The sequence below is a fragment of the Denitrobacterium detoxificans genome, assembly GCF_015062615.1.
GTDB lineage: Bacteria > Actinomycetota > Coriobacteriia > Coriobacteriales > Eggerthellaceae > Denitrobacterium > Denitrobacterium detoxificans_A.
Map to the genome: position 1 here is coordinate 1 of NZ_SUUH01000002.1, position 19,783 is coordinate 19,783.

Genomic DNA, 19,783 nt, shown 5'->3' on the forward strand with positions numbered 1-19,783 from the left:
GTCGCGCTCATGGGGGGCATTTCCATGCCATGGGGCCGCCCGGCTGGCGCATCGCGCGCCGCCGGGCGGTCCCTTTTGCGTGCTTGGGGGCGAGGTATCCTCTGCAGAGAAATAGCTTTTCCAAATCGGTTTTGTTGCTGGCCGGGGCGCCCCCGATTGCTCTGCGCCTTCTTTAGAAGCTACCGTTCATATTGTCAAACGTATCTATGATGACGACGCAATCGGGTGATACGCGCTTTACGACTTCAATCATCGCGTATTCTGGTATTGCCACGCATCCTCCTGTGTATGGTTTTGCGGGGTCGAGGCAATGAAGGAAGATGGCAGAACCTCTTCCTGGGGTCCCCTCTTCGTTGAAGCTGATGTTGAGGCAATATTGGTATTGAAAGTCGTATTCAATGATGTGCTCGCTATCTTCCGTATTCAAGTCGGGGAGATCTTTAATGCTGACGAGTTCGTTGTAATGCATGCCCTCACGCATATCGCCCGACCAATATGCATCATCATCGATTTTGGTGTATTCCATTGCGCAGCCAGGGTCATCCGCAATGCCAAAGGCCTTGTTGAACTTGTAGACGCCAATAGGCGTTTTCGCAAAATCCCCCTCTTCGTGCTCCGAATCGGGGCAGAGTCCATCGCGTCCCACGTAGCCTGGTGTTGAGAGCACTTGGCGCCAGGCTTCGTTTTCATCTCGCTCGTGCATGGATATAGTCGCTGTGGTTAGCTGTTCCCCCATTCCTGCAACCACAAAGAGCTGTTTGATTGATTTGTCTTGCGCTTGCGAGAGCGAAGAAACCCATTCAGGGGAATCCTTTTCATGCTGAGCCCAAGCAAATAGTTCGGTTGGCCTTTGATTAGTGCTTTCGTTCGAGCAACCCGAAAGAGTCGCTGCTGCAATGCTTCCCCCTACTGCAGCAATGAATGCTCGTCTACTGAATTGCAGCATGTTGCCCCCCTTTGTAAGCGAGAATAATATCGCTTTGTCCATCATACTTGTGCGTGCGGAAAGCTATTGGCCGCATTCGGGTTGTTTAAGGTTTGTTACTGCGCGCTTTTTACTGAAAGCCGCAGATCCATACAAAGACGTGAAGTATGGCTTTGTTTCCTAAGATTCCTTTCGGCTGAATACCGCTTTTGTAAATGGCGAGCTCATTTAACCTGCTTGAAACTTCCCTAAAACATTCCTGTGACACGGCGTAGGTACGATACTCGGACAACTGTACATACGACGAGTAGTAGGTGGAATGGACATGACCCAATACCAGGCTAGCGGGGGCGCTGCCGATTGCGGGGCGAACTCCCAGGTGGCATCGTGGGGTGGAATGCGTGATGCGTGTAAATCGAGTGAGGGCGGCGTAGGTGAGCCGTCTCTGTATCGAAGCGAGTTCGAGCATGATGCGTGCGGCATTGGCGCGCTTGCGCATTTGAATGGCGTGCGTTCGCATCAAATGGTTGATGATGCGCTCTCTACGCTCGTGAATCTCGAGCATCGTGGTGGCACGGGCCTGGAAAGCAACACGGGTGACGGCGCGGGCATTTTGCTGCAGGTGCCGCATAGGTTCTTCCGCAAGGAAGCGCAGAAGTGCGGCTGCATCCTTCCCGAAGAAGGCGACTATGGTGTGGCTATGCTCTTCTTCCCGCGTGACGAGCAGGGCGTAGCGGATGCCAAGCGCCTGTTCGAGGATGGCTGCGCACGTCATGGCCTGCCGCTTATGTTTTGGCGCGAGGTGCCCGTAGATGCCCACGATCTGGGTGAAACAGCCAAATCGTGCATGCCCACCATTTTGCAGGCGTTTCTGGCACGCCCCGAGAGCGCAAGCCGAGGCATGGAATTCGAGCGCATGCTGTACGTCTGCCGTCGCGATATCGAGAAATCGGCTCACGGGCAGGCGGCGCTCGATGGCAAGATCTTCTACGTATGCTCCATGAGCGCACGTACCATCGTGTATAAGGGCATGCTTCTCTCCACGCAGCTTCGTCGTTTTTATCGTGACCTGGGTGATGCCTCTACTGAAACGGCTGTCGCGCTCGTCCATTCGCGCTATTCCACCAACACCACGCCCTCGTGGGAGCGCGCACATCCGAATAGGTTCATGGTCCATAATGGCGAAATTAATACGCTGCGCGGCAACGTGAACTGGATTCGCGCGCGTGAGCCAGGCCTGTATTCCCCGGTGTTGGGCGAGGATTTGAAGAGCGTGTTGCCCATTATCGAGTCGGAGGGCTCTGACTCGGCCATGCTCGATAACGTCATCGAGTTCATGGTCATGAACGGTCGTTCGCTCATGCGCAGCGTTTCCATGGCGGTTCCCGAACCGTGGGATCACAACGAGGCCCTTTCCGAGCGTCGTCGCGACTGGGACGCCTATCAGTCGATGGTTATGGAAGCTTGGGATGGTCCTGCTGCTCTGGCGTTTACCGATGGCGAAATCACGGGTGCGGCGCTTGACCGCAATGGCTTGCGTCCGGCGCGTTTCTACATTACGAACGACGACCGCCTCATCCTGTCGAGCGAAGTGGGCGCCCTGGATATCAAGCCGCAGGACATTCTGGAGGCAGGTTGCCTGGGGCCGGGCGAAGTGCTTATGGTCGAACCGAAGCGCGGTCGCGTGTTGCGCAACGACGAGGTGAAGGATGCTTTCGCCAACGAGAAGCCCTATCGCGCCTGGCTTGATGCGTGCGCGCTGGAGATGAGCGATCTGCTCGCCGATGGCACGGACGCCCTGGACGCACCGCGCGATGAAGCGCTGCCCCTTCCGAAGAAGATGGTCATTCATGGCTTTCGCTACGATGACATTGAAGAGGCGCTGCTGCCCATGGCGCGCGACGGCAAGACCCCGCTTGCCTCCATGGGAACCGACGTGGCCCTGGCAGTGCTCTCGGACAAGAGCCGTCGGCTGTACGACTACTTCAATCAGCTGTTCGCGCAGGTAACGAATCCGCCCATTGATGCGTTGCGTGAGAGCTACATTACCTCCACTATGCTGTACGTGGGCAATCGCGGCAATTTCCTGGAGGACACGCGCGCGAACTGCCGTGTCATTCGCCTGCAAACGCCCTTGCTTACCCAACGAGAGTTCAACGCTTTGTGTGCGGTACGTAGGCAGGGTTTCAAAGCCGTGCGCTTGAGCGCCGTGGTGAAGCGAAATGCTGGTCCCGATGCCCTGGACAAAGCGCTGTGCGCCCTGGAAAAGCAGGCGGAGGCAGCGGTGCGCGAGGGTGCGAACATCTTGGCCCTGAGCGACAGGGTGGGCGAAGGCGAGATGCCCATTCCCTCCGTGCTTGCCGTGGGCGCGGTGCACAACCATTTGCTGCGCGTGGGGTTGCGCATGCGCGCCGACATCATCGTGGAGAGTGGCGATGCCATTACGCCCCATGATTTTGCGGTGCTCGTGGGCTACTCGGCAAGCGGCATCTGTCCGTATGTGGCGCATGAGTGCATTGCCGACCTCGTGGCATCAGGTGCCTTGCAAGGCAGCGCAGACGAAGCCATTGATCGCTACAACCATGCGTGCGTCGCCGGCATCGTGCATATCATGGCCAAAATGGGCATTAGCACCATGCAGGGCTACCATTCCGCGCAGGTGTTCGAAATCGTGGGCCTTAGCGAAGCGGTGGTGAATCGCTGCTTTGCACGTACGGTAAGTCGTATCGGTGGCTTGGGCTTGGCGGATATTCAGCGTGAGTGTGAGGAACGCTATCAAGTTGCCCTGAACATGGAGCAGAGTCCCGCGCCGGGCCAGCTTCCTTCGTCGGGCGTTACGAAGTGGCGTCCCGTGGGTGGCGAGAGCCATATCTTGAACCCGCAGAGCATCTACCTATTGCAGCGTTGCGTACGCGATAACGACTATGCGCTGTTCAAGGAATTCAGCCAGGCCATTCACCCCGAAGGCCGTAGCATCTTGTTGCGTGACTTGCTGGAATTCGCGCCTGGCCAGGCGATTTCCATCGATGAAGTGGAACCTGCCAGCGAAATTGTGCACAGGTTCAATACGGGCGCCATGAGTTACGGTTCCATTTCCCAGGAAGCTCACGAGTGCATTGCCATCGCAATGAACCGCTTGGGCGGGCGCAGCAATAGCGGCGAGGGTGGCGAGAACCCACTGCGTGAGACGCTGCTTCCGAATGGAGATAGCAAGCGTAGCGCCATCAAGCAGATTGCCTCGGGTCGCTTTGGAGTCACGAGCCGCTACCTTATGAGCGCAGACGAGATCCAGATCAAGCTTGCCCAGGGCGCGAAGCCCGGTGAGGGTGGTCATCTGCCGGGCAAGAAGGTATGGCCATGGATTGCGCGCGTGCGTCGCAGCACGCCGGGCGTGGGGCTCATTTCGCCTCCGCCGCATCATGACATCTACTCGATCGAAGACTTGGCCGAGCTGATCTTCGATGCCAAGAACGCTAATCCGAAGGCGCGCATCAGCGTGAAGTTGGTAAGCGAAGCAGGCGTAGGTACTATCGCCACGGGCGTGGCAAAGGGTGGCGCCGAGAAGATTCTCATCTCGGGCAGCAATGGCGGCACGGGTGCCGCTCCGCGTGACAGCATTTACCATGCGGGGCTTCCGCTGGAACTTGGCCTGGCCGAAACGCAGCAGACCCTCGTGCGCAACGGCCTGCGCAGTCGCGTGGTGCTCGAAGCCGACGGCAAGCTGCTCGATGGTCGCGATGTGGCCATGGCGGCCCTTCTGGGTGCCGAGGAATTCGGTTTCGCCACGGGCGTGCTCGTTTCGCTGGGGTGCCTCATGCAGCGAGATTGTCAGCAGGATACGTGTCCCGTGGGCATTGCCACGCAGAATTGCTGCTTGCGCAATCGTTTTGCGGGCAAGCCCGAATATGTGGAACGTTACTTGCTGTTTATCGCCGAGCAGCTGCGCGAGATCATGGCCCAGCTTGGTTTCCGCAGCGTCGACGAGATGGTTGGCCGCGTCGATTTCCTGCGCCAGCATGCGCGCACGAACAGTTGGAAGGCGCAGCGCGTCGACCTTGCGCCGCTGCTTGCTACGCCGCACATCGAGTTTGGTGCTGGTATCGAAGGTGCCGATGCGCCGCGCTCGCTGCCCTCTATGGCCCCCGACCATCATTTGGGTGCCACGTTGGATGCAACGCTGTTGCTGCCTTTTACGCAGGATGCGCGTGATTCGCTTTCCCACAGCCAGTTCAAGGTGGAAATCGACAACGTGAATCGCTGTGTGGGTACCATGCTCGGCAGTGCGGTAACCGCCGCTCATCCCGAGGGCCTGCCCGAGGATAGCCTGCTTGTGGAGTGCGAAGGCTCGGCAGGTATGAGCTTTGGCGCGTTCTTGCCTGCGGGCGTGACGTTCTCCATTGCCGGCGATGCGAACGACTACTTTGGTAAGGGGCTTTCGGGCGGCGTGCTTTCTATTGCGCCTCCGCGTGGCGCACGCTATCGCCCCGACGAAAACATGGCCGTGGGCAACGTGGCCTTCTATGGCGCCACGGGTGGCAAGGGTTTCGTGAATGGCCTCGCTGGCCAGCGCTTTGGCGTGCGTAACTCGGGCGCTACGCTGGTGGTGGAAGGCATGGGCGCCTGCGGCTGCGAATACATGACGGGCGGTACGGTCCTTTCGCTTGGTGAGGTGGGTATGAACTTCGCCGCTGGTATGAGCGGCGGCGTGGCGTTCGTGTACGACGAAGAGGGCACGCTCGAAGCGCGCTGCAACCGCGACATGGTGCGCATTACGCAGCCAAGCGAGGCTGACATCGTCCTCATCGAGGAGCTCATTTCCGAGCACGTGCGCCGCACGCAGAGTCCGTTGGGCATCATGATGTCGTACAAATTCCGTGATATCGCAGGCAAATTTGCAAAGGTCATTCCCGTTGAGTATGAGCGCGTGCTCGCGTATGTGGAAGAAGCCGAGTCACAGGGTGTTCCTCACGACGAGGCCGTGGAAATCGCGCTCGAGCGCATGAGGGAAGGAGCGCATCGTGGGTAAGCCAGGAGCATTTCTCACGCAGGAACGCGTGGGGCGCTTGCGCCGTCCGTGCGAAGAATCGGTAAGGGATTACGAAGCCATTGCCGTATTGCTGCCTCAGGAGGAGCAGCGCGTGCAGGCATCGCGTTGCATGGATTGCGGTGTACCGTTCTGTCAGGCGGGCATGTCCTTTGGCGCAACGCGCGCGGTGGGTTGCCCGCTGCATAACCTCATCCCCGAGGTGCAGGATCTTGTGTGGCAGGGCCGTTGGGATGATGCGGCTGCCCGGCTGTCGCTTACGAATCCCTTCCCGGAATTTACGGGGCGCGTATGTCCGGCCATGTGCGAGAAGGCATGCAATTTGGGCGAGCACGATGCGCCGGTGAGCATTCGCGAAGATATGCTCGCGGTTGACGAGCATGCGTGGTCTGAGGGGCTGCGCAAGCCCTTGCCGCGCGCAGCCGAGACTGCTCCGCTGGTGGGCGTCGTTGGCTCGGGGCCAGCTGGCCTTGCGCTTGCGTGGGAACTCACGCGCCGTGGTCTTCGCGTGCGTGTGATGGAGCGCGCCGATCGTGCGGGCGGCTTGCTCATGTATGGCATTCCCGCCATGAAGCTCCCCAAGGATGTCGTCGAGCGTCGCATCCGCCTCATGCGGGAAAGTGGCGTTGAATTCGTGCTCTCGAGCGATTGCTCCGACCCGACGGTTGCCAGCAAGCTGCTTGATGATTGCGATGTCGTGGCGCTTGCTTGTGGTGCAACGCGTGCTCGTACGGTGGGGGTTCCGGGGGAGGATGCCCAGGGTGTATACCCGGCGGTTTCCTACCTTACGGAGGCTACGCGTTCGGTGCTTGATGGGCATGCTCCCGTCATGAGCGCCCAGGGTAAAGACGTGTTGGTAATCGGCGGCGGTGATACGGGTTGCGACTGCGTGGCCACTGCATTGCGCCAGGGGGCCAACAGCGTTCATCAGGTCATTCGTGCGGCTCAGGCACCAGCGCGCCGCAGCGAATCCAATGCGTGGCCCGAATGGCCCCGTATCGATGCTATGGAATATGGCCATGAGGAAGCGCAGAACGTGCAGGGGGAGGACCCCCGTCTGTTTGCCACGGATACCCTGGAGTTCCTGGTCGAGAATGGCGCCGTGCGTGCTGCGCGCCTGCAGGCAAAGCGGTCTGCTGGCGCTTCGGAGGGTGAGCCGTATGAGCTACCAGCTCAGATGGTGCTTGTGGCCAAGGGCTTTACGGGTGTGGAAGCGCCGCTTATGGATGCCTTTTCCGTTTCCGTTGATGAGGCGCGAGGCGTTCCCGTGACCATTCCCGATACGCATCGGGTTGAAACCGCTTCTGCGAAACCGGTGTTTGTTGCGGGTGATGCCCATACGGGGTCGTCGTTGGTCGCGAGCGCCATGGCTGATGCTATCGTTTGCGCCGGAGAGATTGCCAACATCCTGCTTTAGGATCTCCGGCCGCTCGATGGAGGAGCCGATTCTACGGAATCGGCTCCTTTTTTTGCGCCTTGAATGCGCGAAGCATTGTAGTGCGCCCCTTGTCGTAGACAAGAAAAGACCCCGCAAGCGGGGTCTTTTGCTGGATGGATGGCAAGAGGGGATGCTAGAGCGCTGCGTCGCCCCGCTCGTCGGTGCGTACGCGAATGGCGTCCTCGATGGGTCGAATGAATATCTTGCCATCGCCGAAGGTTGCGTTGTTCATGCTGGCCACCGCCTCGTTCACAATGGGGTCTACCAGGTCGTCTGCGACCACGGTGCGCACGGAAACCTTCGGCAGCAGGTTTACGCCGCGCGAGTCGTCGCGGGTGTATACCTGGTGAAAGCCGTGCTGATGGCCATAGCCAAAGCCCTGCGTGACGAAGATGCCGTTATCGCTGAAGCCCGAAAGGATGCGCTTGACGCGATCGAGCTTGTCGCCATTGATGATGATTTCGATTTCCTTCATCGGTGTTTCCCTTTTCCTGAAGTGCCGTCTTATCCGAAGAGTCGCAGGTAGCGGTCGACCAGGCCCATCGTGCCTTCCATGTACCCTTGCATATAGCCTTGCACGGGCGTCGAATCCTGATGGCTGGCCATCCAAGCAAGCATCTGGATGCGACGTTGCAAAATGAACGTGTCGATTTCCACGAAGTCGGTGTCGGTGAAGGGCAGGACCTTGCGATATCCCGTGAGCCATGCGTTCACCAGGTCGGGGACTTCGTCGCGTTCCTCGATGAACGTAAGCGCGCTTGCCAGGTCGTGTACGTGCCATCCAAAGCCGAAGTCGTCGAAGTCGATGACCTTAATGGTATCTCCCTCTACCAGGATGTTCGTGTCACGCAGGTCGGCGTGGATGACGCCATAATTTTGGGGCGTCTTTCCGTATCGGTCTAGGCGTCGCTTGATGATCTCGCAGCACTGCTCGATCTTGGCTACTTCTTCGTCCGTCATGTCGGGGTAGGCGTGCCAGTCGCCCCAGATCGCATTCTCGCCAATCATGTTCTCGGTGTCCCAATGGAAGCGCTTGATGTCTTTTGTCCCGTTCCAGATTTCGGTTTGGCGATGCAGGTATGCGGTTACCTCGCCGAGCATCTCGAAGTGCTGGGGCGCTGCGGCGGGGTTATCGTCCTGTTCCAGCGTGGTGCCCGTTAGGAATTCGGTTGCCACGCAGTAATACGTCGTGCTCTCCAGCTCTACCTGCTGAATGTAGCTACCGTCATCGGCCGGGATGGGGTTGGCCACTTTCAGGGGCGTGTAATCGTTGATCTGGCGCAACCAGGCAATCTCGCTCTCGTACTCCTCCAGCGTGTGATAGCCGGGGCGTCCCACGCGCATGACGCAGAGGCGTTCGTTCGTTTCGGGGTCGAAGATGAGATACGTGGCGTTTTCCGAGAAGGCGAGTAGCTTTGCATCGCTTCGCTCGAAGGGGTAGCGACGTGCGGCTACAGCTGCAACTTGCTGGAACAGCTCGGGGTTTTCGAAATTGTTTGCCATGATGGGTCCGTTCTATTTGCCGATGTTCGTTAGGGATGCGTCGAGTGCGCTCAGGAAGAAATCAAGGTCGCTTTCGCTGAATACCAAGGGCGGGCGTACCTTCAGCACGCTGCCATAGGGGCCGCACAACGAAATGAGCACATGATGCTCGCGCAGCGTTTCGATGAGCTTTACCGCCGTGGCGCGGTCGGGGTCTTTCGTTCCGGGGATAACGATGTCGGTGCCCGTGAAGAGACCCGCGCCGCGTACGTCGCCCAGGCAGGGATGCTCCTTCGCAAGGCCCGAAATGCCGTCTATGAGCAGTTTCCCCATGTGGCTGACGTGGCTAAGCATGTCGTTTTCGCGTAGATAGTCCAATACGGCCTGCGCGGCGGCCATGGCTACGGGGTTGCCCGCGAAGGTGTTGAAGTACGGATTGCGTTCGGCAAATGCCTCCAGTACGTCATGGCGGATTGCCATGCCCGAGCAGGCAATGCCATTGGCCATCGGCTTGCCCATCGTCACGATGTCGGGGGTGATGCCGTGGCGCTGGAAGCCCCAGAATGCATCGCCCGTGCGGCAGAATCCGGGTTGCACTTCGTCGGCGATGTAGAGGCCTCCTTCTGCGTGCACCAAGTCGATGACGGGCTTGAGGAACTCCGGCTTGCCGGGGATGACCCCATCTGACGAGAAGATGCTATCGAAGAGGACGCCCGCAAAGCGGATGCCGTGACGCTTCATGTCGGCAATCTGTTCTGCTACGCGATCGCGCATCCATGCGCCAATGTCGTCGGTGCCTAGGCGGTAGGTGTCGGGGGTGGGGATCATACGCATAGTGGGGCTCATGGGAACGTCCTTGCCAATGGAAGGCGACACCCCCGATACAAGCGCGGTATTGCCGTGGTATGCCTCTGCAGTGACGATGATGCCCTCGCCAAGGGTGTATAGCTGCGCGCAGCGGATGGCCAGATCGTTCGCTTCCGAACCCGAGCACATGAACATGATGCGATCGAGCGATGGGGGAAGGGTGGTGAGCAGGTCGTTTGCGTAGGCCAGGATGTTTTGATGCACGTAGCGCGTATGCGTATTGATCTTGGTAAGTTGCTCGGTAACGGCCTTGGTAACGCAGGGGTTGCTGTGTCCGATGGAAGGGATGTTGTTGTACATGTCTAGGTATTCGGTTCCGTCTGAATCGAATAGGCGGGTGCCCCGTCCACTTACCAGGTGCAGGGGCTTTTGGTAGAACAGGCGATAGCAGGGGCCCAGTACCTCACGTTGGGCTACCAGGTCGTGCAGCGTTCCGTGCAGGGTGTCCAGCTTGTTCATATCGAAGCTATTCGAAGCCAGAATGCCCACGTTCTCGTCGGTTGATGTTTCTAGGGGTGTGTGCGTCATGGCGTCTCCTTGTGGTTTGGAAGGTGCCGCGGGCCGGGCTTTTTGGCCCGCGGCGTAGGGTGGGTGTTAGCGGAGCTCGGCCGCTGCCTGTTCCATGGCGGCGAATTCCTCTTCGGGGGCATTGCCTACCAGGTGCTTGCTGGAATACAGGAAGAAGTACACCATGAGCCCGGCAAGTACGAGCAGGGTGCAGCCTGCGGCGAAGCTATCCACGACGAAGGTGGAAACAATGGCGACGATGCTGAGCACCAGCGAAATGGAAGTGAGCACGATGCCGCCAGGGGCCTTGAAACCACGTTCCATGTCAGGCTCCTTCTTGCGCAGCAGGATGTGCGAAAGGTTCATCATGGCGTAGGAAACGCATGCGGCGAATACGGCCATGTTCAGCAGCACATCTCCGTCTTGCACGAATACGGCAAGCGCGTAGCCAATGAAGCCTAGGATGATGAGTGCCAAGTAAGGGGTCTTGCGATTGCCGGTGACGGACAGGAATTTGGGCAGGTATCCAGCGCGGGAAAGGGCAAATGCCTGGCGAGAACTGCTGAATACGGTGGAGAAGAACGAGGCGATCAGGCCGGCCAAGCCCGCGTAGTTCACGAAGAGGGCCAGGTTGTTTTCGCCAACGGCGTTCAGGGCGTCTACCAGGGGAGCAGGAGCTGCGCCGGCAAATTCCGCACCTGCGCCACCAGCGCACAGGAACAGAACGAGCGTACCGGTTACGATGAGCACGCCGATGGCGGCCAGGATGCCACGGGGCATGTCGCGCTTGGGGTTAGCCGATTCCTCGGCGGCCAGGGGCACGCCTTCGATGGCCAGAAACAGCCAGATGCCGAAAGGCAGTGCTGCCAGGATGCCGCTTGCGCCGTAGGGCAGCATGGTCGATCCGTCGGCTACGGCAGGGGCGATGTCGAAGAGGTTGGCGGCGTCAAAATGCGGAATCATGCCGAATACGAACGCGAGCAGGGCAATCATTGCCACGACGGTGATTCCCAGAATGAGTTTCAACGCTTCGCCGACGCCGAAGATGTGTATGCCCACCAGGACGACGAAGAAGAACCCGATGATGGCGTACGAGGGAACGTCCGCAAAGAGTCCCAGGTCATGTACGTATGCGGCGATGAACGTAGAAATGGCGGCGGGGCAGATGGTGTATTCGATCAGGATGGAGAATCCCGTGAGCGCACCGCCGATGCGCCCCATGGCGCGTCGGGCGAAGCCGTAACCGGCACCTGCGGTGGGCATGGCCGAGGACATTTCCGCAATGCCCAGCACCATGAAGAGGTACATGGCTCCCATTACCACGAAGGCAATGGCCATGCCCATCCAGCCGCCATTTCCGATTCCATAGTTCCAGCCCGAAAAGTCACCCGAGATAACGTAGGCGACGCCCAGGCTCATAAGAAGCACCCAATTAACGGCGCCCTTCTTCAGCGATCTCTTCTCGAAGTACTCGCTGGATTCGGCGCGTTCGGGCCCGATTGCGATTGCGCTAGATGGTGGCGTCATGGACGACCACATCCTTTCTGCGATAGGGGGTACGAGGTGCGGTCTGGCCAAGACCGCTTCCGTCGGCGGTATGCGGCGAGTATAGGTTTGCCCTGGTTTCGAATTTGTTTCTGGTTCGTGCGTTTACATGCCTGAAATCAAGCGTGCGCATTTCCTTCATGCGTTTCGTTCGTTTGTTTCGGGCGTGTGAACAAAAAGGGGCCTAGTCAACCGTTCTAGCTGCGGTTATGAAGCGAATCCGTCCGCAGCGGACTAGGTGGGTGAGCCCGTTCACGCGCTAAATTACGCCGCCGTGGACGGAGATTCGCGCCTTCTCTTTGCCTATTCTGCAGTGCAGATGGAGGAGCGGATGCCCGGGAGAGGCATCTGGTTTTGTAGAAGAGGAGCATCACATGAAACGCGGCCCCAAGCGCGAAATGACCAGCTTTGGCTGGAAGGTCGAACGTGGCCTGCAGCCCACTATGAGCATCGAGGAAATAAAGGAACGCGCGGCACGTGCCGCCGAAGAGGGTACGGTGTTGGAGGAGTCTGCTGTCATTCCTCCCGTGCCCCATGCTGCCTATGTTGATTCCCCTAGCGAAGATGAGTCCGAGCCCGTGATTGCCTGCGCCGAAGAGCCCGTCGACCAGGTTGAGGCCTTGGCGCAATCCTTGCGCGACAACCCCACGCTCATTGAGCCCGCGCGCGCTCTGCTTGCGGCATGTAGCGAAGAGCGCGAGGGGAGCGAACTGCTTGCTCAGGTGGACGCCCAGCTGGAAGCTGCGGGAACGAAGCCCGTGCAGGCGCTTTCCAGCGTTGCCGACGTGCTGGTGCGTCGAGGCGCGCTTGCGTGCCAGGTGAAGGTGAATGGCGAATCGTACGAAGGCTCCATCGAAGACGCCATCGCCGATGAGTCGCTTACCGAAGACGACGTCGTCGAGGAATGGTACGTTACCACGTCCGAGGGCCAGAGCGTTGCCAAGCTCTTCGAGCCCGCAACGCGCCTTGATGCGCTCTTTCTGGAACGCCCGCATCTTGCGGGAGCCCTGCTGCGCACGCTTGAGCTGTGCGATCGCGAGGGTGGCCTGACCACGAAGGATCTGCAGAATCTGCTTGATGCCGAGGGCCTTCTGTTCCGTGATCCGCGTACTGACATTCCCACCATCTGGCCGAGCCTGTACGGCAATCTGCTGAAGGATGCTGGCGGCATTCGCTGGGAACATGCTTGGATCACCACGCAAGAAGGGCGAATGGCCGCAAGTAATCGCAGGGCTGGCCATACTGCATAGCCATTTCCGGCGACGCGCGTTGCACCTCTCCTCCCTATTGCAGCGCGCGCCGCACTCTCCCCGTGCGGCCATATGCCGTATTCCTATGGGTCTATTGCGGGCGTATGTGCCTGCTAGACGAGATACATCCAATGCAAGAGGAAGAAAGAAGGAGGTAGGGATGGAGAAATTGAATATGTCGCGCAGGAGCTTCGTGAAAACGGCTGCAGTTGCTGGCGCCGTTTGCGCGGTTGCCGGGCAGTCTGGCACGAATTTCGTGGAAGCAGCTCATGCCGACACCAGTTCCTCCGGCGAAGAAAAGGTGGTACATACCGCTTGCCGCGCGTGCATCTCGAACTGCGCCGTAAAGGTGACCGTGCGAGATGGGCGCGTCGTGCGCATCGTGGGCGATGAGATCGACCCGATGAGCAAGGGCCGCATCTGTGCAAAGGGTGCAGCTGGCATTCAGGCGCTGTACAACCCCAATCGCCTGAAGTACCCGATGAAGCGCGTGGGTGAGCGCGGCACCAACAATTGGGAGCGTATCACCTGGGAAGAAGCGCTCGACACCATTGCCGACAAGCTCATGGACCTGTACGAGCAGGACCCCATGACGCTCGTCGTTTCTGGTGGTGGCGGCGGTAATCCGCAGTTCTATTCACAGATGCGCTTCTTGCAGGCGTTTGATGGCGGTAACTTCTTCGAGCCCGGTTGCGCCCAGTGCTACCTGCCGCGTAACCATGCTCAGCCGGTCATGAACGGCCAGACCGACAACTCCATCGCCGACTCGAACGCCTACGAGATCTACTACTCGGGCAACCAGTATGGTGACAACATGTGCAAGTGCCTGGTTCTGTGGGGTACCGACCCCTCGCAGAGCTGCCCCGCTTCGGGCGGCCGCGCGCTGTGCAACCTGCGCGAGAACGGCACGAAGACGGTCGTCATTGACCCGCGCTTCACGCCCGACGCCTCCAAGGCCGACATTTGGCTGCCCATTCGTCCGGGCACCGACGTGGCGCTCGAGCTTTCCTGGATCAAGTACATCTTGGACAACAAGCTCTACGACGAAGAGTTCTGCATGAAGTGGACGAATCTTCCGTTCCTCATCAACCCGGAAACGAAGTACACCTACAAGGCTTCCGAACTGGGCTTCGAAGTGGACGAAGCAGAAGACAAGTACACCTTCGTGGTGTGGGACAAGACGCAGAATGCCCCGCGTCCGGCTCCCTTCCCCTGGGATGACACGCTGGATGCCCAGATGGATGGTGAGTTCGAATACAACGGCGTCACGGGCATCAAGACGGGCTTCCGCGCGCTGAAGGAATGCTGCGAAGAGTGGACGTTGGCCAAGGCGGCCGAAGTTTGCTGGCTTGACGAGGACAAGATCGAAGAAGCCATCAAACTGTACGTGGAAAACAGCCCCAACGCCGGCATCAGCCTGGGCGTGGCAACCGACCAGTACGAGCAGAGCGCTCAGGCCGCCATGGGTACCACCATTATCGACATCATCATGGGCAATGTCGATAACCCCGGCAACCTGACGCAGCAGCGTCCGGCTCAGAACCCCGGTACCTACCTGGTGCCTGCTTACGACAAGTACGGCTACAACGAGATGGGTCCCACGTACGAAACCGAGCTTCGTCGTCTGGGCTACATCGAGCACAAGGGTCTGGGCTTCTGGAAGGCCAGCCACATCGGCACCATCCGCACGGCCCTGGAAACGGGCGAGCCGTACCTGCCGCGCGTGTGGATCGACCGTTCCGGCAACAAGCCCGCCATGCTTGGCGGCGCCCGCCACTTCCTGGAGGCGGCGAAGAAGTTCGAGCTCATCGTTCACATGTACATGTACCCCACGGCCATGAGCGTGGAGATGGCGGACATCATTCTGCCTGCGGCCGAATGGCTGGAAACCAGCTACGCCTGCGACCGTTGCAACGTCTTCCTCATTCGCCAGCGCGTGGTGCAGCTGTTCGAGTGCGTGGACGAAACCCTCATGTGGAGCTGGCTCACCAAGAAGCTCGCCGACAAGGGCCATCCCAAGTGCCAGCGTTCCTTCACGGGTGATTTCAGCAACGTGGAAAAGCTTTCCAAGAACTGGCTTACCTACGAGGAGTACGAGGAGTTCCTGGCTTCTGTCATCAGTCGTTCCTTCACGAAGAAGTATCCCGAGGGGCTTACTTGGGAGCAGTGCAAGGAGCTTATGCCGATGGAGATCACCGAGGAAGAGTCGTGGGTACAGAACTCGTACGGCTATTACAAGCAGATCAGCCCCACTACGGGCAAGCCGTATGGCTTCAGCCGTACCACGAGTCTGCGCTGCGAGCCGTATGCCGAGGGCATGATTCGCCTGGGCCGTACCGGCAATTCCGCAGGCAAGGACTCCATGGGCTTCTCGTTCCCTGCGGCTTCGGTGGACTATCCGCCTCTGCCGTACTATCGCGAGCCGCATGAGAGCCCCGTGGTTGGCGATGATGGCTACGATGCGCAGTATCCGTACACCCTCACCGAGGGTCGTGTGCCCATGTACCACCACGGCACGCTACGTAATGTTCCGTATCTGCGTGAGATCTATCCTGTGCCCCTTACCTGGATCAATCCGAAGACGGCTGCAGAAGTGGGCGTGGAAACGGGCGACTGGATCAAGCTCACGAGCCGTCGCGATTCCACGCACGGCAAGGTGCTGGTCACCGAAGGCATTGCTCCTGGCGTGCTGTACCAGGAACGCTTCTGGAATCCCGAGCTGCTGGATTCCGACGATCCCAGCCAGGCATGGAAGGCCATGAACATCAACCTGCTCACCAAGCATGACGAGCCGTATAACGACGAGTACGGCACGTACACGCTGCGCGGGTTCCAAGTAAACATCGAGAAGTCCACCAAGCCCGAGGGCGTTTGGGAGGACCCGGAGGAGTTCGAGCCCTGGATGCCCGTTCCCTCTGATAACACCGGAGGAGGAGATGCCGTTTATGACGCGTAATTGCATCGTAGTCGACCTCAACCGCTGCATCGGCTGCTTTAGCTGCGAGGTCGCCTGCAAGGCTGAAAACGGAATTGCCTTGGGCGAGCAGTGGAACAAGGTCATTATCGAAGGGCCCCATGGCACCTTCCCCGATATCGAGCAGTATTGGCTGCCCACCATGTGCCAGCAGTGCCAGGATGCTCCCTGCGTGAACGTATGCCCCACGGGCGCCAGCTATCGCGATCCGGAAACGAACATCGTGCTTGTGGACAAGAGCAAGTGCATCGGCTGCAAGTACTGCATGATGGCCTGTCCCTACGGCGTGCGTTCGTGGAATAGTTCGGAAAGCTGCGTTGAGAAGTGCACGCTGTGCGGTCACCTTACCGCCAATGGCGAGAAGCCCGTTTGCGTGGCGAAGTGTTGTGGTGAGGCGCGTTTCTATGGCGACCTGGACGATCCCACGTCCGATGCCGCCAAAGCCATTGCGGCCGCCGACCCGCAGGACGTGCATCACCTTACGGACGTGGGTAATGGCCCCTCTACGGCATACATCCTGCGCAAGAGCATTGCGACCTGGAGGAGTAGTGAGGAATAATGGCAATCCAATGGTCTCTCGTTATCTTCACCACGCTTACCGGCGCGGCTGGTTGGATGCTGGCATCGCTGGCATATGCCGAGGTAAAGGGCATTCAGCGTAATGCCGCATTTCCTGCGACGCTCATTGCGATCGTCCTTTTGATCGTGGGCGGTTGCGCCTCGGTGACGCACCTGGCCCACCCCGAGCGCATGCTGGCTGCCTTGGGCCACCCCACCAGCGGCATCTTCACCGAAGCCGCTCTGGTTGGAGTTACCGCTCTGTTCGCGATCATCTACCTGATCATGCTCAAGCGTGAAGGCGGGGCATCCGCCCGCAAGGGCCTGATCATCATTGCTGCTGTGTTCGGCGTGCTGCTGTCGTTCATGGCGGGTGCTTCGTACATGATGGCTGCGCGTGTTTCCTGGAATACGGTTCTGCTCCCTCTGGGCTATCTGGGTACGGCCATTCCCGCTGGCATCGCCTGCTATCTTGCTTGCGTTTGCGCGAAGGGTGATGCGTCTGCTCTGGGCGCATTCCCGAAACTGCTCCTCGTGGGTGGTATCGTCGCAGCTGCTTTGGCGGGTATTTACATGGCTACCGTCGCCTCTGCCGACGCCGCTTTGTTTGGCTGGGTCCTGGCTGTGATTGCGTGCGGCGTTCTGCCCGCAATCATGGGCTATCTCATGGACAAGAAGCCTGAAAGCGCCCTGGCACTTGCATCGGCGGCTGCCGTGTGCGCCATCGTGGGTTGCATTGTGTACCGCGCATTCATGTGGGTGTCCATGAGTACTCTGTACAACTTCTTTAGCCCCATGTAGGTCGCAAGGTGCGGCGCTCGCAGACGGGGTGCCGCACCATGCTCGCGGGGGTGGGTTACCGCCCGCCTCCGCGGGTGGGGAAGCGTTATGACGAGGAGGAATCGATGTCGGGAGACGAGAAGCCGCGCGATGACTCGCCTGCTGTTTCGCGCCGAGCATTTGCCCTGGGTGCGGCAGGCGTGGCTGGACTGTGCGCTGTGGGAGGCGTGGGCGTGGCGCTTGCGGGCGATGGAAGCCTGTTGCGCCCTCCGGGAGGGCAGGACGAAGCCGCATTCATTGCGCGCTGCTTGAAGTGCGATAAGTGTCGCAGCATCTGCCCCGAGAACTGCATTACGGTGTGCGTTCTGGAAAACGGGCTGGTTAACTACCGCACCCCACGCATTGACTTTCGCAAGGGCTATTGCACGTTCTGCAATGAGTGTATCGAAGTGTGCCCGACGCAGGCGCTTGTTCCGTTTGACCCCTCCACTGAAAAGATCGGCGTAGCCGTAGTGGACGTCAACGAGTGCATTGCCTACCAGGGTTCGGGCTGCCATATCTGCGTGGATGCCTGCGAATACAAGGCCATCGAATTGAATGAGTCGGGCAAGCCCGTGGTTCATGCCGATCTTTGCAATGGTTGCGGCAAGTGTGAGCTCGTCTGCCCATCGGCAACATATCGTGCCTATACGGGATCACATGCTCGCGGTATCAACGTCGAAGCCTGGAAGGAGGCGTAAGCGCCATGAAGATGCGTACTAAACGCGGGCTCGTTTCGCTCATTGTGTTTTTGAGCGTTATCGTTGGCCTGGTTGTTCATACGGGTACGGGTACGCCGTCCGCCTTGGGCTGGCGCGATATCGCCGCCATCTGCCCGGTTGGCGCCCTGGAGGTGCTTGCTGGTGCGAAGGCATTCCTGGTGCATCCCATCGTGTTGCTTGTGGTCATCCTGATTGTGGGCTTCTGCGTGGGCAAGGCGTTTTGCTCGTGGGTGTGCCCCGTTCCTCACGTGCGTTCCTTCTTCCGTCCAAAGAGCGCGAAGAAAGCGCGCGAGGAGGGCGACGCCAAAGACGCGGGCACGCGAAATGGCACGCGCATCGACAGCCGTCACGTGGTGCTGTTGGGCACGGTCGCTAGTTCGTTCGCGTTCGGGTTCCCCGTATTCTGCCTGCTGTGTCCCGTCGGTTTGTCCTTTGCCGTCACCATCGGCATTTGGAACCTCTTTCGCTTCAACGAAGCGAGCTGGGGTCTTATCGTATTTCCCCTGGTGCTCATTGCCGAGGTTGTGCTCTTCCGCAAATGGTGCACTACCTTCTGCCCCATTAGCGCCTTGCTTTCGCTCGTGGCATCGAAGAGCCGCGTGCTCAGGCCGGTCGTGGAGCGTCATACGTGCTTGCATGCGAAGGGGAAGCGCTGCACGACGTGCGTAAACATATGTCCCGAGCGCGTTGACCCGCATGCCATGTCCATTCCCGAATGCTCTCGATGCGGTGAGTGCGTGGAAGCATGCCCGTCGGGTGCCATTAGCATTCCGCTGCTTGCGAAGAAATCCGAATTGCAGGCGGCCTCCAACATTGAAAACACCGAGGCGACGCAGGAAGCGTCCGCGTCTGAAGCATAAGAGTGTGGCGGCCGTGTTTGCGTGGCCGCTACGTAGAAAGGTACGTTATGGAACAGGAAACTCTTACCACCGAGGAAATCGCCCAGATGATGGACGGGCGCGCAGCGTCGTACAAGTTTTTCTCCGACGCGCTGCTGCATGAGTTCACGGTCGAGCAAATTGGGCAGCTAAAATCGCTTGCGGCCGATGAGGGCGTGTCCGAGGAAGTGGCCGCCGCCATTTCGTCCATCCGTCGGTATTTGGCGCATGCGGGCAGCGACCCGCGTACCGATCTGGCATGCGATTACGCCCGTATTTTCTTGTCGGCGGGCGTCAACGACGGCATTACGGCCGAGCCTTACGAGTCGGTTTTCACGAGTGAGGAACACCTGCTCATGCAGGATGCTCGTGATGATGCGTTGCGTATCTATCGCGCGAATGGCGTAGATGTCGACGCGAGCCTGCGCATGCCCGAAGACCATCTGGGTCTGGAATTGGAATTCATGTCGGTCATGGCTACGCGTACGGCCCAGGTTTTGCGTGCAAGCGAGCTTGATCGCGACGAATTGGCGCGCCTTGCCCGTGTGCAGACGGGTTTTCTGAAGGTACATATTCTGAACTGGGTGAATCAGCTTGCCGCGAAAGTGGACGAGTTCGCGAAATTGCCGCTCTACCCCGCGATGATGCGCATTATCATCGCTTATGCATCCGACGACGCCATTCTCATGGAAGAGCTCGCGGGGAGCGCGGTGAGCCAAGCGGCGTAGCGCCTCTTGTTACCGCATCCCATGGAACGCTGTGGGGTGCGGTAGT

The 19,783-nt window shown here is 59.2% G+C and carries 14 protein-coding genes; 9 read left to right on the forward strand and 5 right to left on the reverse strand.

The genetic code is table 11. The annotated features are described in order from the left end of the window. Positions 1–172: 172 nt before the first annotated feature. Positions 173–946, reverse strand: a complete 774-nt coding sequence (locus E7002_RS03010) for a L,D-transpeptidase (protein ID WP_303727438.1) — start codon at positions 944–946, stop codon at positions 173–175. Positions 947–1,250: 304 nt separating this feature from the next. Here E7002_RS03010 and gltB point away from each other — a divergent pair, with 304 nt between their 5' ends. Then, entirely contained in the window at positions 1,251–5,951 is a 4,701-nt protein-coding gene (gltB, locus tag E7002_RS03015; RefSeq protein WP_303727439.1) for a glutamate synthase large subunit, read from the forward strand. Then, on the forward strand, positions 5,944–7,386 hold the full coding sequence (locus E7002_RS03020; RefSeq protein WP_303727440.1) for a glutamate synthase subunit beta: 1,443 nt from the start codon (positions 5,944–5,946) through the stop codon (positions 7,384–7,386). The genes gltB and E7002_RS03020 overlap by 8 nt, the downstream gene beginning before the upstream one ends. Before the next feature lie 154 nt (positions 7,387–7,540). Here E7002_RS03020 and E7002_RS03025 read toward each other — a convergent pair whose 3' ends face one another. The 4 genes from E7002_RS03025 to eat all read right to left on the reverse strand — a co-directional run bounded on the left by E7002_RS03025 (position 7,541) and on the right by eat (position 11,790). Next, positions 7,541–7,882 (reverse strand): P-II family nitrogen regulator, encoded by a 342-nt coding sequence (locus E7002_RS03025; protein WP_303727441.1) that lies wholly within the window; start codon positions 7,880–7,882, stop codon positions 7,541–7,543. 29 nt (positions 7,883–7,911) lie between these two features. Continuing rightward, positions 7,912–8,910 (reverse strand): phosphotransferase enzyme family protein, encoded by a 999-nt coding sequence (locus E7002_RS03030; protein ID WP_303727442.1) that lies wholly within the window; start codon positions 8,908–8,910, stop codon positions 7,912–7,914. 12 nt (positions 8,911–8,922) lie between these two features. After that, a complete protein-coding gene (locus E7002_RS03035) occupies positions 8,923–10,284 on the reverse strand; it encodes an aspartate aminotransferase family protein (protein WP_303727443.1) in 1,362 nt (453 codons plus the stop codon). A 66-nt stretch (positions 10,285–10,350) separates the two neighbouring features. Continuing rightward, positions 10,351–11,790: an ethanolamine permease gene (gene eat / locus E7002_RS03040; protein WP_303727444.1), complete on the reverse strand. Its 1,440-nt coding sequence runs from the start codon at positions 11,788–11,790 to the stop codon at positions 10,351–10,353. A 392-nt stretch (positions 11,791–12,182) separates the two neighbouring features. Between eat and E7002_RS03045 the strand changes: the two genes are divergently transcribed. The 7 genes from E7002_RS03045 (at position 12,183) to E7002_RS03075 (ending at position 19,737) form a co-directional block, all read left to right on the forward strand. Beyond that, complete coding sequence (locus tag E7002_RS03045) at positions 12,183–13,058, forward strand: hypothetical protein (protein ID WP_303727445.1); 876 nt, start codon at positions 12,183–12,185, stop codon at positions 13,056–13,058. A gap of 160 nt (positions 13,059–13,218) precedes the next feature. Further along, on the forward strand, positions 13,219–16,014 hold the full coding sequence (locus E7002_RS03050) for a molybdopterin-dependent oxidoreductase (RefSeq protein ID WP_303727446.1): 2,796 nt from the start codon (positions 13,219–13,221) through the stop codon (positions 16,012–16,014). Further along, positions 16,004–16,591, forward strand: a complete 588-nt coding sequence (locus E7002_RS03055) for a 4Fe-4S dicluster domain-containing protein (RefSeq protein ID WP_066663476.1) — start codon at positions 16,004–16,006, stop codon at positions 16,589–16,591. The genes E7002_RS03050 and E7002_RS03055 overlap by 11 nt, the downstream gene beginning before the upstream one ends. Beyond that, a complete protein-coding gene (locus tag E7002_RS03060; RefSeq protein WP_303727447.1) occupies positions 16,591–17,391 on the forward strand; it encodes a DmsC/YnfH family molybdoenzyme membrane anchor subunit in 801 nt (266 codons plus the stop codon). The genes E7002_RS03055 and E7002_RS03060 overlap by 1 nt, the downstream gene beginning before the upstream one ends. 104 nt (positions 17,392–17,495) lie before the next feature. Further along, entirely contained in the window at positions 17,496–18,110 is a 615-nt protein-coding gene (locus E7002_RS03065) for a 4Fe-4S dicluster domain-containing protein (protein WP_303727448.1), read from the forward strand. 5 nt (positions 18,111–18,115) lie between these two features. Continuing rightward, the gene (locus tag E7002_RS03070; RefSeq protein WP_303727449.1) at positions 18,116–18,991 is read left to right on the forward strand and encodes a 4Fe-4S binding protein; all 876 of its coding nucleotides are present in this window, start codon (positions 18,116–18,118) and stop codon (positions 18,989–18,991) included. A 47-nt stretch (positions 18,992–19,038) separates the two neighbouring features. Next, positions 19,039–19,737 (forward strand): molecular chaperone, encoded by a 699-nt coding sequence (locus E7002_RS03075; RefSeq protein ID WP_303727450.1) that lies wholly within the window; start codon positions 19,039–19,041, stop codon positions 19,735–19,737. Positions 19,738–19,783: the final 46 nt, after the last annotated feature.

What these genes read in the sequence shown, in the direction of transcription:
- E7002_RS03010 (WP_303727438.1), bottom strand. Translation starts at nt 946, where the DNA reads ATGCTGCAATTCAGTAGACGAGCATTCATTGCTGCAGTAGGGGGAAGC.
- gltB (WP_303727439.1), top strand. Translation starts at nt 1,251, where the DNA reads ATGACCCAATACCAGGCTAGCGGGGGCGCTGCCGATTGCGGGGCGAAC.
- E7002_RS03025 (WP_303727441.1), bottom strand. Translation starts at nt 7,882, where the DNA reads ATGAAGGAAATCGAAATCATCATCAATGGCGACAAGCTCGATCGCGTC.
- E7002_RS03030 (WP_303727442.1), bottom strand. Translation starts at nt 8,910, where the DNA reads ATGGCAAACAATTTCGAAAACCCCGAGCTGTTCCAGCAAGTTGCAGCT.
- E7002_RS03035 (WP_303727443.1), bottom strand. Translation starts at nt 10,284, where the DNA reads ATGACGCACACACCCCTAGAAACATCAACCGACGAGAACGTGGGCATT.
- eat (WP_303727444.1), bottom strand. Translation starts at nt 11,790, where the DNA reads ATGACGCCACCATCTAGCGCAATCGCAATCGGGCCCGAACGCGCCGAA.
- E7002_RS03045 (WP_303727445.1), top strand. Translation starts at nt 12,183, where the DNA reads ATGAAACGCGGCCCCAAGCGCGAAATGACCAGCTTTGGCTGGAAGGTC.
- E7002_RS03050 (WP_303727446.1), top strand. Translation starts at nt 13,219, where the DNA reads ATGGAGAAATTGAATATGTCGCGCAGGAGCTTCGTGAAAACGGCTGCA.
- E7002_RS03055 (WP_066663476.1), top strand. Translation starts at nt 16,004, where the DNA reads ATGACGCGTAATTGCATCGTAGTCGACCTCAACCGCTGCATCGGCTGC.
- E7002_RS03060 (WP_303727447.1), top strand. Translation starts at nt 16,591, where the DNA reads ATGGCAATCCAATGGTCTCTCGTTATCTTCACCACGCTTACCGGCGCG.
- E7002_RS03065 (WP_303727448.1), top strand. Translation starts at nt 17,496, where the DNA reads ATGTCGGGAGACGAGAAGCCGCGCGATGACTCGCCTGCTGTTTCGCGC.
- E7002_RS03070 (WP_303727449.1), top strand. Translation starts at nt 18,116, where the DNA reads ATGAAGATGCGTACTAAACGCGGGCTCGTTTCGCTCATTGTGTTTTTG.
- E7002_RS03075 (WP_303727450.1), top strand. Translation starts at nt 19,039, where the DNA reads ATGGAACAGGAAACTCTTACCACCGAGGAAATCGCCCAGATGATGGAC.